The following is a 13,720-nucleotide window of genomic DNA, read 5'->3' on the forward strand; positions in this document are numbered from 1 at the left end:
ACATGAACCAGCAAGTGAATAGCGCGGCTAACGATCGTCGCGAGCTGACATCATTCTGGTCCGGAGAGCAGGAGTACTGCGTCGACATCATGTCGGTGCGTGAGATCAGGGGGTGGAGCGTTGCAACGCCCCTCCCGCAAAGCCCGAACTACATGAAAGGCGTGATCAATCTGCGCGGCGCAGTACTGCCGATCATGGATCTCGCCGAACGGCTGGAGCTGCCGCCTACCCAGCCGTCGGAGCGCTCGGTGATCATAGTGGTGCAGGTGGGAGAGCGTCTGGTTGGACTTCTGGTCGATGCTGTCTCCGACATCCTGTCGATCAATCCGGATCAGATTCAGCCGACACCTGACGTCGGGTGCGATCAGGCGAAGGCCTTTGTCCGCGGCCTGATCACGATCGAAGACCGGATGGTCAGCGAGATCGCTGTCGAGCGCCTGCTGCCGGACCCTGAGAGTCTCGCGGCATGAGTGTCTCTGTGCTCGGTCGTCAGGTCGACTCCGCCACCCTCGTGGAAGGCGAGTATAGCTTCACGGCCGAAGACTTCAGGACCATCGCGGCGCTCATTTACGAGCGGGCGGGGATTGCCCTTACGGAAACCAAGGCCAGCCTCGTCTACTCCCGACTGGCGAAGCGGTTGCGACTTCTCGGTCTCTCTTCGTTCGCCAGTTACTGCGCCCTGGTCGCCTCCCCTGAGGGCGTCGACGAGCAGATTGCAATGTTGAACGCCCTGACAACCAACGTGACCCGGTTCTACCGGGAACCCCACCACTTTGTTCACCTGCGCGACGAGGTGTTGCGACCGGCCATCCCCTACCTGAAGGCCGGGGGCCGCATGCGTCTCTGGTCGGCGGCCTGCTCGAGCGGACAGGAGGCCTACTCCATGGCCCTCACTGTCCTTTCTGTGCTGCCCGATGCGTCCAGGTTCGACATCAAGATCCTCGCGACCGATATCGACTCCCGGGTCCTGGATCAGGCCCGAGCCGGAGTCTATCCGGATGACCTGGTAGAGCCCATTCCGGCGGCGCAACGGGATCGCTGGATGCGGCGAGATCCCAAGGATCGCCATGCCCGGGTCATGGGCGAGGACGTACGCGCCCTGGTCACATTCAAGGAGCTCAATCTGATCGGCGACTGGCCGGTTCGGGGTCCGTTCGACGCCATCTTCTGTCGTAACGTGATGATCTACTTCGACGATCCGACTCAGGAGCGGATCTGTTCGCGGTTCTTGCCGCTTCTGGCCCCTGGGGGCAGGCTCTATATCGGCCACTCAGAGCGTGTCAGCGCGAACATCCCTGCCCTGGTTTCAGATGGTCTGACGGTCTATCGCCGAGATCAGGGGAGCCGGTCATGAGTCCGGTGCGAGTGGTCGTCGTCGATGACTCCCCCACGATGCGGGGGCTCATCGGCGCCTTGCTTCGGCGGGACCCCGAGATCGATGTCGTTGGCTTCGCTGGGGACCCTTACCAGGCGCGTCAGACCATCAAGGAGCTTAACCCGGACGTCATTACGCTCGACATCGAGATGCCCAACATGAACGGCCTCGAGTTTCTCGAGCGCATCATGAGGCTCAGGCCCATGCCGGTTGTGATGGTCTCGACCCTGACCCAGGCTGGTGCGGAGGCTTCGCTTCGCGCGCTTGAGCTCGGCGCGGTGGACTGCGTCGGAAAGTCATCGAACACCATAGACGCCAGGATCGGCCTCGGCGAACTGGCCGAGAAGGTGAAGACGGCGGCCGGGGCTCGTGTCCGGCCCTCCTCGACACCAACGCCGCCGCCGCCAGCGACTGAGTACCGCGGTTCCGACGGTATTGTTGCGATTGGGGCGTCCACCGGAGGAGTCGAAGCGCTTCTGAGTGTGATCTCACACTTTCCGGCCAACTGCCCGCCAACGGTCATCACGCAGCACATGCCGGCTGTCTTTACTGTCAGCTTCGCAGCCAGACTTGATCGGGTGACCCCGGCCAGCGTGTCCGAGGCGTTTGACGGCGCGCCGCTTCGACCCGGGAAAATCTATCTCGCGCCGGGTGGCGAAAGGCATCTCGAAGTGGTGAAGGCCGGTGGCGGTCTGCAATGCCGCCTGCGCGATGGCGAACCGGTCAGCGGACACCGTCCCTCAGTTGACGCCCTGTTCTCATCTGTCGCCTCGGTTTGTGGACCGACCGCCGTGGGGGCCATCCTGACCGGCATGGGCCGCGACGGAGCAGCCTCGCTGAAACTCATGCGGGAGGCGGGCGCCCGTACCGTCGGGCAGGATGAGGAGAGCTGCGTCGTCTATGGTATGCCCAGGGTGGCCAACGAAATGGGCGGTGTCGAGCATCAGGTCCCACTCGAGAAAATCGGTCCACTGTTACTCAAACTTGCCGAAAAGAGGAAGTAAATGCCCGCTGCTTCAGCATTATCAGTACTGATTGTCGACGACCAGGCGACAATGCGGTCGCTGGTTCGTAATGGCCTAAAGCAGATTGGCGTGACGAATATTCGCGAGGCCGGCGATGGAGAGGAGGCGGTTTCCGCTCTTGTGGCGCGTCCCGCGAACCTCGTCATTACGGACTTCAACATGCCGAAACTCGATGGAATGGGACTGCTGCGGGCCATCCGAACCTACGAGCCCATTCGGAACACCGCGGTTATCATGTTGACTGGCCGTGCCGACCCTGAACTCGTGAAGCGCGCTTCACAGTATGGCGTTAACAATTACCTTGTAAAACCCTTCACAGTCGTGACCTTGAGGGGGAAAATTGAAGAAGTATTCGGGGCAATAACATAATGATGGCCACCGATCATTTATCTTTACATATGCCTGTTAAGTTCCATGTTGTTCAGGGAGAACATCGCGTTTCGTCAAATCAAGATGAAATGTTGTTAACAATTCTTGGTTCTTGCGTCTCGGCGTGTCTTTATGACCCGCTTCGGGGAGTGGGGGGGATGAATCATTTTCTCTTGGCGGACGGTGATGGCCAGGAAGCCATGCGGTATGGTGTTTATGCAATGGAAATACTGATAAATGATCTTCTCAAGATGGGAGCGTCCAGGGATCGCCTTCAGGCGAAACTGTTTGGCGGCGCCAAGATCATGGAGCGCCTGAACGATATCGGCGCAGAGAACGCACGCTTCGCCCGGAAGTTCCTTGCCACCGAAGGCATACCGGTCGTCGGTGAGAGCCTGGGAGGTCGCCGCGCCCGGCGGATAGAGTTCTGGCCTGTAGGCGGTCGGGCCAGGCAGCGGGAGATCGATCAGTTTGTGGAGGCGGTCGCGGCGCGTCCGAATCCAAGACAGGTCGCAGACGACGCGATCGAGCTCTTCTGATGTTCGCCCAGGCTCCGACTGCGGGGATGGCGCAGATGAAACCCTCCGGACTTCTCTCTCTCAGGGATTTACTCTCACGGGTAGCCCATGAGATCGAGGTAAACTCTGTTCTTGCCAGTGACTTCCACGATGTGGTGTCCGAGCTGGCGGCCGAGAACATGACCGCCAGTGTCATTGAACGTCTACAGGCGCTTGATCTGATATCTCAGACACTGGCGGAGATCGGTATCTTCCTGACCACTATAAGCGCGATTTGCCCCTCGGATCAGACGGTGCCGGAGAGTGTCCTGGATGACATCAGGCTGGCGGACCTCCGGGACCGCCTTCAGGGTAAGGCGCCGGACGTCACGGGGTCCGTCGACCCAGAGCTCTGGTGAGAACGTCTGATGGCGACCTTGAGGCGCATGCTGGATGGGGACAAGCTCAGGCTTGACGGCATTCATTTCCTGCTGGTCGATGACAATTCTCACGCTCTCCAGATCATGGCTCAGGTTGTTTCGGGGTTTGGCGTCCGAAACATCTCCAAGGCGGACAGCGCTGCGGCGGCCCGTCAGGCGCTCCTGCGCGGCGGAGTGGACATCGTGCTGACCGACGCCCAGATGCCGGGCGAGACCGGTTACCAGTTGACCGAGTGGATCCGTCGTGAGGCCCCGGAGCCCACACGCTTTGTGCCGGTCGTGATCATTACCGGACATACCCCGGAGTCTGATGTGACTCTGGGACGTGACATGGGAGCCCATTTCACCATTGCGAAGCCCTTGCTCCCAAAAGTGCTTCTTCAGCGCCTCTTCTGGATAAGCTACGAAGACCGCCAGTTTGTTCAGGCCGAGGGGTATGTGGGTCCCGATCGCCGGTTCAAGAGGCTGGGGCCCCCGGCGGATACAGATGGCCGTCGAAGCGATGACCTAAAGGGCGAAGTGGGAGAGGCCAGTCAGCCGAACCTCAGCCAGGAGGAGATTGATGCAATGATGAAACCGGCGAAGGTAGTCCTGTGAGCGGAGCGATATTCAGACGGGTGCCCAACAAGCTGGCTCAGCTCGCAGTGGGCCGTGGGGGGATAACGGTCGCTGATGCCGTGAAGCAAGCGAATACTGCGTTGGACGGACTCAAAGACACCAGCATCTCCATCATCGACGAGAAACTACTCGAGATCGACCGCCTGTTCGGGCCGGGAAATCCTGAACGAGCCGGGCTCAGCCTGGATATCCTCTACGAGAAAGCCTCGCGGATCATCGATGCAGGCGGCGGACTGCCAGACTCCGGTCTCGACGAGTGCGCGCGCGCGGTGTGTGATCTCGTTGTCCGCAGTCGTGCGAACCGTATCTGTGACTGGGACGCAATCGACGTCCATATCGCAACGTTGAAGGTCCTTCGCGTACAGGGCCAGAGCCTGAGCGCGACGCAACGGTGGACTGTGCTGAAGGGGCTCAGCGATGTCACCGCCAAGCGCGCGGGTGAAGGCTGAACGGCAGGCTGCGCAACCCGAAGCCCGTCATCGGCTGATCCCGGGGGCGCCCTTCGACCCTCCGCCCGCAGGAGGCTGGTGACGGGGTGGCTGTTGGAGACAGGCAGTTCGTCTTCGGCCGTGCGCATAAGCATCAGAGCCTCGCCTTCCTCGCTGGTGGTCAAAACGGTTTTGGGACCACACCGTCCAAGTCCGTCGCCCAGGGGAACTGTTGTTGATCGTTCCGGTTCGAGGGCCTGTTGCGACCGGTGTAGACCCGTTTAACTTGCCCGGTTTCCCGAACACTCTCCCCGGAGCCATTCCGATGACCTCGACGCCTTTCAGCGCCAGCTACGCCGAGGCCCGCGCCCGGTTTGTTCAGGCCGCGCGGGGGGCAGGGGCGGCGATGTCGTCATGGGTTCATCCCGAGCGGGGGCCTGACGACGGGGAACTCGCGACCGACTGCGCCTGGATCGGGCCGGCCGACGCCCGTCAGGTGCTCGTGCTGGTCTCGGGCACCCACGGGGTGGAAGGGTTCTGCGGGTCCGGGGCCCAGGCGGACTGGCTGCGCCGGGGCGAGGCGGCCCGGCTTGGGCCAGGACAGGCGGCCCTGCTCGTCCACGCCCTCAATCCCTATGGCTTCGCCTGGAAGCGACGGGTGACCCACGAGAATGTCGACCTGAACCGGAACTTCGTGGACTTCGCGGCTCCATTGCCGGCCAACCCGTACTATGAGGTGCTCGCGGCGGCGCTGAAACCTGCGGACTGGAGCCCGCAGACTCAGGCCGCCACCCGCAGGGTCCTGCGTGGGTTCTCCGACGCCCACGGTCCCCGCGCGCTTGCCCAGGCGGTGTCGGGCGGCCAGTACCGGTACCCGGACGGGCTGTTCTACGGCGGCGCGGAGCCCACCTGGTCGCGCCTGACGCTGGAGACGATCTTCAGGACCTTCCTCTCCGCGGCCACCGACATCGCCATCATCGACTATCATACTGGCCTCGGCCCTGAGGGCTATGCAGAACCCATCCTCTGCGCCGCCCCCGGCACGCCGGAATACGACAGGGCCATGCACTGGTATGGCCTCGCAGCGAAGAGCCACCTGGCCGGGGACTCTGTCTCGGCGGAAATCGCCGGCGACTGGTTGGCCGCCGCACCGGCCCTGGCCCCGCAGGCCCGGGTGACGGCGATCGCCATGGAGTTCGGCACCCAGGACGCCAATCGGGTACTCGACGCGCTCCGGGCCGATAACTGGCTCCATGCGCATGGTGATCCCCTTGGTCCCGAGGGCCAGCGCATCAAGGACCAGATCCTCGCCGCCTTCTACGTCGACACGGACCTCTGGCGGGGCATGGTCCTCGGCCAGTCGCTGATGGCGACCCGCGAGGCCCTGGCCGGCCTGAACCTGGCGGACCGGGCCTGAAGACCGAAGCGCTCTCTCGATCCCTCAGTCCAGGAGGCCCCGTTTTCGCCTGCGTCAACGGCGTTCGCCTGTTCGTCGAGGCGCCGGGACCCAAGCTGACGCCCGCCGGCCCTGCGCGGCCGGCCTGGAGACCAGGCCCGCATGATACCCTTGGTCGGGGGACTGACCGGGCTCGCGCAGGTCGTGGTCTATGATCATCGAGGGTGCGGGCGCCGCGAGCACGGGGGCCCGGCCTCCTGAACCATGGACCAGTGGGCCGACGACGTCCGCGGACTCTGCGACGTCCTCGGCACCGAGAAGTCCATCGTCTTCGGATAATCCTTCGGAGGGCTCATCGCCCCGGCGTACGCCATCCGGCATCCAGGCCAGTCGCCCTGTCCTCGCCGGCGAGGGCCCGGCGTTCGGTGCGCCCCTCGCCTCAGACGGGTTCAGGCGGCAGGGCGGAGAGGTGGCCGCGGAGGTGTCTGCGGTCTTCGCCGCCAATCCCGGACCCGCCCTCTCTGAAGCGCTCAGGGGCTGGATAAGCGCAGGACGGGCGCCGCCGTCCTTCGCCTGACAATTGTCAATTGCGCGGCCTCCGGGCCGGGCTAGCCTGCAGGCTCCACCTCCAGGAGGCCCAGAACCGTGAGCCTGCCGCCCCCGGATTTCGCGAATGCGCCGTCTGCAGCGGGCCTCAGCGAGGCCGAGGCCACGGCGCGTCTTGCGGCCTGCGGGCCAAACGCCCTGCCGCGCCAGGGGGGACGGTCCTTCCTGCGGATTCTTGCGGATGTCCTGCGCGAACCCATGCTCGCCCTGTTGCTGGTGGCGGGCGGGGTCTACATGGCGCTGGGCGACCTGGGGGAGGCCCTGGTCCTGGTGGCCTTCGCCGGGCTCTCCATCCTCATCACCGTGGTCCAGGAAACCCGGACCGAGCGGGCCCTGGCGGCCCTGCGCGACCTGACCAGCCCGCGCGCCCTCGTGATCCGCGGGGGGGGCCGGCGACGCATCGCGGGGCGGGAGGTCGTGCCCGGAGACCTTGTGGTCCTGTCCGAGGGCGACCGCGCGCCAGCCGACGGCTGGATCGCCGAGACCACCGGCCTCTGGACGGATGAGTCCCTCCTGACTGGCGAGTCCGTCCCCGTCGCCAAGTCCGCCTGCGGTTGGGTGGGGCCGGGCCCGGCGGGGAGACCCGGCGGCGAGGATGCGCCATTTGTCTGGGCCGGGTCGCTGGTCGTGAGGGGCTCGGGGCTCTGCATCGTCACCGCGACGGGGGCCTCCAGCGAGATCGGCCGGATCGGCAAGGTCCTGGCGACGCTGGAGCCCGTCGCCCCGCGTCTGGCGGTCCAGACCCGGCGCCTGGTCCTGGGCTTCGCCGCGGCGGGCCTGGCGGCCAGCATCCTCGCCACTGTGCTCTACGGCCTCCTGCGCGGCGGCTGGCTGGAGGCCGCCCTCGGCGGCATCGCCCTCGGCATGTCGCTCCTGCCCGAGGAATTTCCCCTCGTCCTGACCATCTTCCTCGCCATGGGCGCCCTCAGAATGTCCCGCGAACGGGTCCTGACCCGCCGCGCGGCGGCTATCGAGACCCTTGGCTCGGCCACTGTCCTCTGTACCGACAAGACCGGCACCCTCACTGAGAACCGGATGCGGATAGAGGAGTTGCGCCTGCCGGACGGCGGGGTCCTGGCCCGGAACGGGGAGGGCGCTCTGCTTCCCCCGGCGGCCTTCAGGCGCCTGGCGGAGCTCGGCGTCCTGGCCAGCGCCCAGCAGCCGACGGATCCCATGGAGGCGGCCTTTCACGCCCTCCTGGAGGCCTCGCCCCCGGTCGATGGCGTACTGGTCCACCCAGCCGACGGACGGGCTCTCCTGCGACACTACCCCCTCGACCCGACCCTTCTCGCCATGACCCATGTCTGGGATGGCGGACCCGAGGGCTCGGCCCGGCTGGTCGCCGCCAAGGGCGCGCCGGAGGCCATCGCCGCCCTCTGCGGCCTTGCGGGCCCGACGGCGGAGTCGGTCCGGGCCTCGGTCGAGGACATGGCCGGCCGGGGACTTCGTGTGCTGGGCGTGGCCGAGGCGGCGTGGGAGGGCGACGACCTGCCCGGGTCACATCGGGACTTCGCCTTCGCCTTCCGGGGCCTGGTCGGCCTCGCCGATCCCCTGCGCGCCTCCGTCCCGGCCGCCGTGCGCCAGTGCCGCCAGGCGGGGGTGCGCATCCTCATGGTCACCGGCGATCACCCCCGCACCGCCCGGGCCATCGCCCTCCAGGCCGGGATCGACCCCGGCGAGGTCCTCACCGGTGAGGAGATGGAACGCCTGGACGAGGCCGGTCTGCGCGAGCGGGTCCGCACGGCCGGGGTCTGCGCCCGGATCCTGCCCGAGCAGAAGCTGAGGCTGGTGCAGGCCCTGAGGTCCGGGGGCGAGGTGGTGGCCATGACCGGCGACGGGGTCAATGACGCCCCGGCCCTTCGCGCCGCCGATATCGGCGTGGCCATGGGCGGCCGGGGGGCGGACGTGGCCCGGGAGGCGGCCGCCCTCGTCCTCCTCGACGACGACTTCGGCGCCATCGCCAGCGCCATCCGGACCGGCCGGCGCATCTGGGACAATCTGCGCAAGGCCATGGGCTTCATCGTCGCGGCCCACATCCCCATCGCCGGGCTGGCCCTCCTGCCCCTGGTGACCGGCATGCCGATCCTGCTGGGGCCCCTGCATATCGCGGTGATCGAGATGATCATCGATCCGGTCTGCGCCCTTGTCTTCGAGGCGGAGACCGACGAGGGCGACGTCATGCAGCGCCAGCCGCGTCCGCCGGAGACGGCCCTCTTCTCCCTGCCGCTTGTCGGCTGGTCGGCCGTCCAGGGCCTGCTGGTCCTTGGCGCCTCGGCGGGCCTGGTGCTGGCCCTGAACCAGGCGGGCGCCGGTCAGGGCGAGGTCCGCGCCGCCGCCTTCCTGTCCCTCGTCCTCGGAATCCTCGCCCTGATCCTGGTCAACCGCAGGTTCAGCGCCTCCCTCGCCTCGGCGGTGCGCCGGCCCAACCCGGCCCTGGCCGTTGTCCTGGCCGTGGTGACCGGTGTCCTGGCCGTCGTCTTCTTCCTGCCGCCCGCGGCGGAGCTGTTCGGGTTCTCGACTCCGGGACCGTGGGCCTTCGCTGCCGCCTGCATGGCGGCCCTTGTCGTCTTCATCGTCCTGGAGCGTCTGAAGCCCGTCCGCGCGCCAACCCTGGCGGGGTAGGGCCTACCGCCTTTTGCGGGCGTCGAGGGTGGAGCAAGCCCGGTCAGACACCTCGTCCTGGCCCTACTGAGCGCCAGCTGCGGTCACGCTGCAAGACAAAGCCTCACCGCCAGCCTAAGCGGCGCGCCGCACAATCTCGCTTTCCGCCAAAGAGAACGGAACAATCGGGGCTGCGATCTGCAGCAATTTGAGATCCGATGAAGACCATTCCTGCGCGTCGTCATAGACGATCAGTTGATCAATCAACGGATCGTTGGCCATGCGGACGTCGAGGTTGGACGCGAGCCTCGCGTTCACGGATGACGGGTCGTTCACCACCGGGTCCACCAGCAAACGGCGCTCGCCCGAAAGCCATATGACGTTACTGAAGGTGTGTGGCTTATTGCTGTGTCCGATCACCTTTGCAGTCTTCAGGTTGTCATGAAAATGGCGCTGCAGCAGTTCCGAAAGGGACGCCTTGAAGTCACGGGTCACTTTCGCGCGAAGGTGGGCCAGTGCCCAGTCGGCCACCTCTTTGCTGGCATTGGCAACCAGCACGACTGCGGCTGGCACGGCGTCAAGCGAAACAGGCGGAGAGTAGATAACCCCGTTTTCTACCTTTAGTCCCTGACGCTTCACCATCCCGCGAATTTGCCGGTCTGTGATCCGGTTTCGGAAGCCAGAGCCTGCAATCTCGTCGATAGCGCCGCCGTCGTCTGACACTACGAACTCTCGGTCGCCGCCGCGCACAAACACCGATACGCCCGCATTTGACGGGTAAAGACAGTCGGTTGCGAGACGCAGAAAGTCGTCCTGCCAAAGCCACGTGCGCGTAGCGGCAAGAGAGTCGATGATGGCCTTTGGCGCGATCACAGCAACATGGTCCGCAGCGGCAATTCGATCAGCCCGGCCGGCGGTTGCGCGATGTTGGTCTGGCTACAAAACCAGCGGAACGTCGCGTCGAACTGCCGAATAGGTGGGAGTATTCTAGCGACAGGAAGCCTGTCTGGCAATGCGTTTTGAGAACTAAACTGACGATTGTCAGCCCACGCATGATAGTGAGGCTGATCGAATCTATGTTCGGTGATATCGGAAGGTCTGACTAAGGGATTAACGTGAGGTTCACGGTCAGTATAGTCGATGCGCCAGATGCAATTCGGCGCACAGATCATCACTCGAAATCTTAAAGGATTGATATTGGGGTAGGCGTTAACTTCAACGTGAGCCCCGCAGCTTACGCCTCCGATCTGAAGGGGGACCAGCAGGCGCGCCTCCCCTCGCTGGTATGGCTCCCAACGCGGCACTCCGCCGAGCGTTTTCGCGGAAGCCAACATCTCGTCGATCAACTCGGCGACTGATCTCATCAGGGGCGACAATGGCAGAGCTTCAACTCGAACGCGACTCGCGCGGTCGCAAGGTGTGCAAAAACTCCGCAATGAGTGACGAACTGAAGACTCAACTCGACGAGTTCCGCGACCTAGCCCGCGAGCTAAAGGCGTACGAAGACGAATCGCGGTTTAACGAGACGGTGAGGAAAGTCGCGCCTAAGAACCCTTCTCAACCCTGATCCGGCGACGCCTAGGCGGGGTCGGCGGTTCGGCGCGACCTACGAACTCGCAGTTCATCAAGCACCACCCTTCTGTGCCACCATGTTCCACTTGACCGGTGAACTCAATCCAGTCTCCAGGCTTCACAACTGAAAGTGCGTCGGCTTGATCCATACGGAAGTACATTGTGATCCAGTTGTACTGCTCGCTCCCTTGGAGAGCTGACACACTGAGTAACTTGACATCAATGCGGTCATGGCTTTCGGAGATGTTCACAACTTGGCCTGACATTCTGGCCAATTGGTTCCTGAACTCTGCGAGCTTTCGCTTCGCCTCAAGTGCCGTTCCACCCTTCGCTATTCCGTAAAAGTAATCCGCTGTTAGCGCAGGGTTGAGCGTTGGTTTTGCCTTTTCCGGCTTTGTCGGTGGTTTGCGCGGCTCCCTGTCACCAACCACCAGCAGACACATAGTGACGGCAACTAATGGGACCAAAGACCACAGCGTCCAGAACGCCAAGGCGGCTGAGTCCGCCGTAGCGAATCGCCAGTAGGCGAGGGCCGCTACAAAGCAGACAACCGAAATGCCCCACAGGATGCGCTGTCGCGCACCCACGGTGGAGAGCGCACCCATCACGCCGGCGATCCCGGTTCCGACGAAGAACAGAAGTAGTGTAAGTTTGTCCCCACCCATGCTGCCATCACATCAGCCGAGTCCCGGCTGTTTTCAAAGCACACAATCTCCAGCCTGAGGGCATGAACAAAAGAGAACAATCCTGTATACGGGTCCTTCTGTTCCGTCAGCGTCTGCCGAACAGTCGCGCCAGGAAACCTGGCCGGGGAGGATCGCCTGCGGGCGGTGTGGTTCCGGGGTCGCGAAGGTCGGCGGCCAGAACCGGATCCCGCAGTTTCATCAGGTCTTTTCGGACGACCTTCAGGCCCGTCATTTCGACCTCGCCCGAGAAGGCGTTGGGGTCGAAGCCGCAAATGGTCGCGGCGAGGTCTACCGGGGCGTTGAAGACGGTGTCCGTGTCCTCCAGGGTCCGCAGTTCCGCCAGCAGCCGGTCTCGGATGTCCTCTAGGGCGGCGGGGGGCTCGCCCCAGACATCGAGGTGCTCGAGGCCTTGCTCCGGGTCGTGCTGAACGGACCAGACAAGACGGCCCTCCTCGGCGCCGAAGGCGCCGCTGACCATGACATGTTCCTCCAGATAGACCCCGATGGCGCTTCCGCCCTCAGCGGCGGCGGCGACCCGTTCGCGGCTGGCGAACCGGTGATCCTCCGACATGAGGAAACGCCAGCCCCCCAGGTCAAAGGCCACGAATTCCTCTGGTGGGGGAAGGGGTTCCCCACGGAACGGTTCGCCTGAGGCCGCGAGGCCTAGGCCCGCCAGGGCGTCTGGCCCCCGGATTGCGATGAAAGATAAGGAAAGTCCCACGGCGGAATCCTTTTTCTGGGAGCGGTCACGCCGATCGCGGGAAGACCGCCCTTCAAGGGCTGGAAATCAGGCTCAGGATACAGAAGCGACAGAGTCTGGGGCCCGGTTCGGGCCGCCTTGAAGGACATAAGGACGTCAGGCTGAGGCGGTTTCGTGACGGAAGGGCGTCAGGAAGGGGGCCGCTCAGGCCATCCCGGCGAAGGTCCAGCCCAGTTCTTCCCCGGCGTGGAAAGGGACGAGGTCTGCGGCGGCCAGCGCCAGCTTCTCCGGGACCCGGGTGGCCCTGCGCTCTAGGACGACCGAGCCGGGGTTCAGGGGCAGGCCATAGAAGCGCGGGCCGTTCTCGGAGGCGAAGGCCTCCAGGCGGTCGAGGGCGCCCTCTTCCTCGAAGACAGTCGCATAGCTCTCCAGGGCGAAGGGGGCGTTGTAGATGCCTGCACAGCCGCAGGACGATTCCTTGTCGCCCACGGCGTGCGGGGCTGAGTCCGTGCCAAGGAAGAACTTGGCCGACCCGGACGTGGCGGCCCGGCGCAAGGCCAGCCTGTGGGGTTCGCGCTTGGCCACAGGCAGGCAATAGAAGTGCGGCCGGATGCCACCCTCGAACATGGCGTTGCGGTTGATGGCCAGGTGATGCGGCGTGATGGTCGCGGCGATGTTGGGGCCGGAGCCCTCCACGAAGGCGACGGCGTCCGCCGTGGTGATGTGCTCGAACACCACCTTCAGAGCCGGGAAGTCGGCGATCAGGCCCTTGAGAACCCGCTCGATGAAGACCGCCTCCCTGTCGAAGATATCAACCTCGTGGTCCGTCACCTCGCCATGGATCAGCAGCGGCATGCCGATCCTCTGCATGGCTTCGAGGACGCCTCGGATATGGCGCACGTCCGTCACCCCGGCGTCGGAGTTGGTGGTGGCGTGAGCTGGATAAAGCTTGCAGGCCGTGAAGACGCCCTCGGCGAAGCCGCGCTCCACCTCGCCGGGATCCATGCCGTCGGTAAGGTAGCAGGTCATCAGGGGTGTGAAGCCGAGACCGGGATCCACCGCCGCCAGGATGCGCTCGCGGTAGGCGCGGGCGGCGGCGACCGTCGTGACCGGCGGCTTGAGGTTGGGCATGACGATGGCTCGGGCGAACTGCCGCGCAGTGTGGTCCACCACTGACGCCAGCATGGCGTCGTCGCGAAGATGGACATGCCAGTCGTCCGGGCGGCGCAGGGTCAGGCGCCCGGTGTCGACTCCGGGGCGTCCGGCGAGGGTGGCGGTCTCAGTTGGCGGCATGGACAGGACTCTCCGAAGCAACTCCCCCGCCTTCCATCATGGACCAGCGGACGCCGCGGACCCAGCGGAATCGAAGGCCTGGACGTGCGTCAGGACACCTCTCCGGCACAAGGC

General features: G+C 64.7%; 15 protein-coding genes. 10 read left to right on the forward strand and 5 right to left on the reverse strand.

The annotated features are described in order from the left end of the window. The first annotated feature begins 2 nt into the window (after window positions 1-2). From INE98_RS09805 to INE98_RS09850, 10 genes are all read left to right on the forward strand, one after another. A complete protein-coding gene (locus tag INE98_RS09805; RefSeq protein WP_293538590.1) occupies window positions 3-470 on the forward strand; it encodes a chemotaxis protein CheW in 468 nt (155 codons plus the stop codon). Further along, window positions 467-1,354: a protein-glutamate O-methyltransferase CheR gene (locus INE98_RS09810; protein ID WP_293538592.1), complete on the forward strand. Its 888-nt coding sequence runs from the start codon at window positions 467-469 to the stop codon at window positions 1,352-1,354. Before INE98_RS09805 ends, INE98_RS09810 begins: the two co-directional genes overlap by 4 nt. After that, window positions 1,351-2,379, forward strand: a complete 1,029-nt coding sequence (locus INE98_RS09815; protein ID WP_293538593.1) for a chemotaxis response regulator protein-glutamate methylesterase — start codon at window positions 1,351-1,353, stop codon at window positions 2,377-2,379. The genes INE98_RS09810 and INE98_RS09815 overlap by 4 nt, the downstream gene beginning before the upstream one ends. Beyond that, the gene (locus INE98_RS09820) at window positions 2,380-2,769 is read left to right on the forward strand and encodes a response regulator (RefSeq protein ID WP_293538595.1); all 390 of its coding nucleotides are present in this window, start codon (window positions 2,380-2,382) and stop codon (window positions 2,767-2,769) included. Continuing rightward, entirely contained in the window at window positions 2,769-3,308 is a 540-nt protein-coding gene (locus INE98_RS09825) for a chemotaxis protein CheD (protein WP_367120184.1), read from the forward strand. The genes INE98_RS09820 and INE98_RS09825 overlap by 1 nt, the downstream gene beginning before the upstream one ends. Before the next feature lie 35 nt (window positions 3,309-3,343). Continuing rightward, a complete protein-coding gene (locus INE98_RS09830) occupies window positions 3,344-3,685 on the forward strand; it encodes a hypothetical protein (RefSeq protein ID WP_293538597.1) in 342 nt (113 codons plus the stop codon). Between the two features lie 9 nt (window positions 3,686-3,694). Then, window positions 3,695-4,303 (forward strand): response regulator, encoded by a 609-nt coding sequence (locus INE98_RS09835; RefSeq protein WP_293538599.1) that lies wholly within the window; start codon window positions 3,695-3,697, stop codon window positions 4,301-4,303. 20 nt (window positions 4,304-4,323) lie between these two features. Continuing rightward, window positions 4,324-4,773, forward strand: coding sequence for a hypothetical protein (locus tag INE98_RS09840; protein ID WP_293538601.1), 450 nt, complete (start codon window positions 4,324-4,326; stop codon window positions 4,771-4,773). A gap of 304 nt (window positions 4,774-5,077) precedes the next feature. Next, the gene (locus INE98_RS09845; RefSeq protein WP_293538603.1) at window positions 5,078-6,169 is read left to right on the forward strand and encodes a M14 family metallopeptidase; all 1,092 of its coding nucleotides are present in this window, start codon (window positions 5,078-5,080) and stop codon (window positions 6,167-6,169) included. A gap of 624 nt (window positions 6,170-6,793) precedes the next feature. After that, a complete protein-coding gene (locus tag INE98_RS09850; protein ID WP_293538605.1) occupies window positions 6,794-9,376 on the forward strand; it encodes a cation-translocating P-type ATPase in 2,583 nt (860 codons plus the stop codon). Window positions 9,377-9,490: 114 nt separating this feature from the next. On the opposite strand, the gene INE98_RS09855 is transcribed toward INE98_RS09850, so the two are convergent. The 5 genes from INE98_RS09855 to pyrC all read right to left on the reverse strand — a co-directional run bounded on the left by INE98_RS09855 (window position 9,491) and on the right by pyrC (window position 13,606). Continuing rightward, entirely contained in the window at window positions 9,491-10,228 is a 738-nt protein-coding gene (locus INE98_RS09855; RefSeq protein ID WP_293538607.1) for a hypothetical protein, read from the reverse strand. Continuing rightward, window positions 10,225-10,701 (reverse strand): hypothetical protein, encoded by a 477-nt coding sequence (locus tag INE98_RS09860; protein WP_293538609.1) that lies wholly within the window; start codon window positions 10,699-10,701, stop codon window positions 10,225-10,227. The genes INE98_RS09855 and INE98_RS09860 overlap by 4 nt, the downstream gene beginning before the upstream one ends. A 198-nt stretch (window positions 10,702-10,899) precedes the next feature. Continuing rightward, window positions 10,900-11,592: a hypothetical protein gene (locus tag INE98_RS09865; RefSeq protein ID WP_293538611.1), complete on the reverse strand. Its 693-nt coding sequence runs from the start codon at window positions 11,590-11,592 to the stop codon at window positions 10,900-10,902. A 106-nt stretch (window positions 11,593-11,698) separates the two neighbouring features. Next, complete coding sequence (locus INE98_RS09870; RefSeq protein ID WP_293538613.1) at window positions 11,699-12,217, reverse strand: hypothetical protein; 519 nt, start codon at window positions 12,215-12,217, stop codon at window positions 11,699-11,701. Between the two features lie 300 nt (window positions 12,218-12,517). Continuing rightward, complete coding sequence (pyrC, locus tag INE98_RS09875) at window positions 12,518-13,606, reverse strand: dihydroorotase (protein WP_293538614.1); 1,089 nt, start codon at window positions 13,604-13,606, stop codon at window positions 12,518-12,520. Between the last annotated feature and the right edge of the window lie 114 nt (window positions 13,607-13,720).

This window comes from Phenylobacterium sp. (genome assembly GCF_020253645.1).
GTDB lineage: Bacteria > Pseudomonadota > Alphaproteobacteria > Caulobacterales > Caulobacteraceae > Phenylobacterium.

Excerpts from the sequence above, each read along its gene's own strand:
- INE98_RS09805 (WP_293538590.1), top strand. The coding sequence starts at position 3 with ATGAACCAGCAAGTGAATAGCGCGGCTAACGATCGTCGCGAGCTGACA.
- INE98_RS09810 (WP_293538592.1), top strand. The coding sequence starts at position 467 with ATGAGTGTCTCTGTGCTCGGTCGTCAGGTCGACTCCGCCACCCTCGTG.
- INE98_RS09815 (WP_293538593.1), top strand. The coding sequence starts at position 1,351 with ATGAGTCCGGTGCGAGTGGTCGTCGTCGATGACTCCCCCACGATGCGG.
- INE98_RS09820 (WP_293538595.1), top strand. The coding sequence starts at position 2,380 with ATGCCCGCTGCTTCAGCATTATCAGTACTGATTGTCGACGACCAGGCG.
- INE98_RS09825 (WP_367120184.1), top strand. The coding sequence starts at position 2,769 with ATGATGGCCACCGATCATTTATCTTTACATATGCCTGTTAAGTTCCAT.
- INE98_RS09830 (WP_293538597.1), top strand. The coding sequence starts at position 3,344 with ATGAAACCCTCCGGACTTCTCTCTCTCAGGGATTTACTCTCACGGGTA.
- INE98_RS09835 (WP_293538599.1), top strand. The coding sequence starts at position 3,695 with ATGGCGACCTTGAGGCGCATGCTGGATGGGGACAAGCTCAGGCTTGAC.
- INE98_RS09845 (WP_293538603.1), top strand. The coding sequence starts at position 5,078 with ATGACCTCGACGCCTTTCAGCGCCAGCTACGCCGAGGCCCGCGCCCGG.
- INE98_RS09865 (WP_293538611.1), bottom strand. The coding sequence starts at position 11,592 with ATGGGTGGGGACAAACTTACACTACTTCTGTTCTTCGTCGGAACCGGG.
- pyrC (WP_293538614.1), bottom strand. The coding sequence starts at position 13,606 with ATGCCGCCAACTGAGACCGCCACCCTCGCCGGACGCCCCGGAGTCGAC.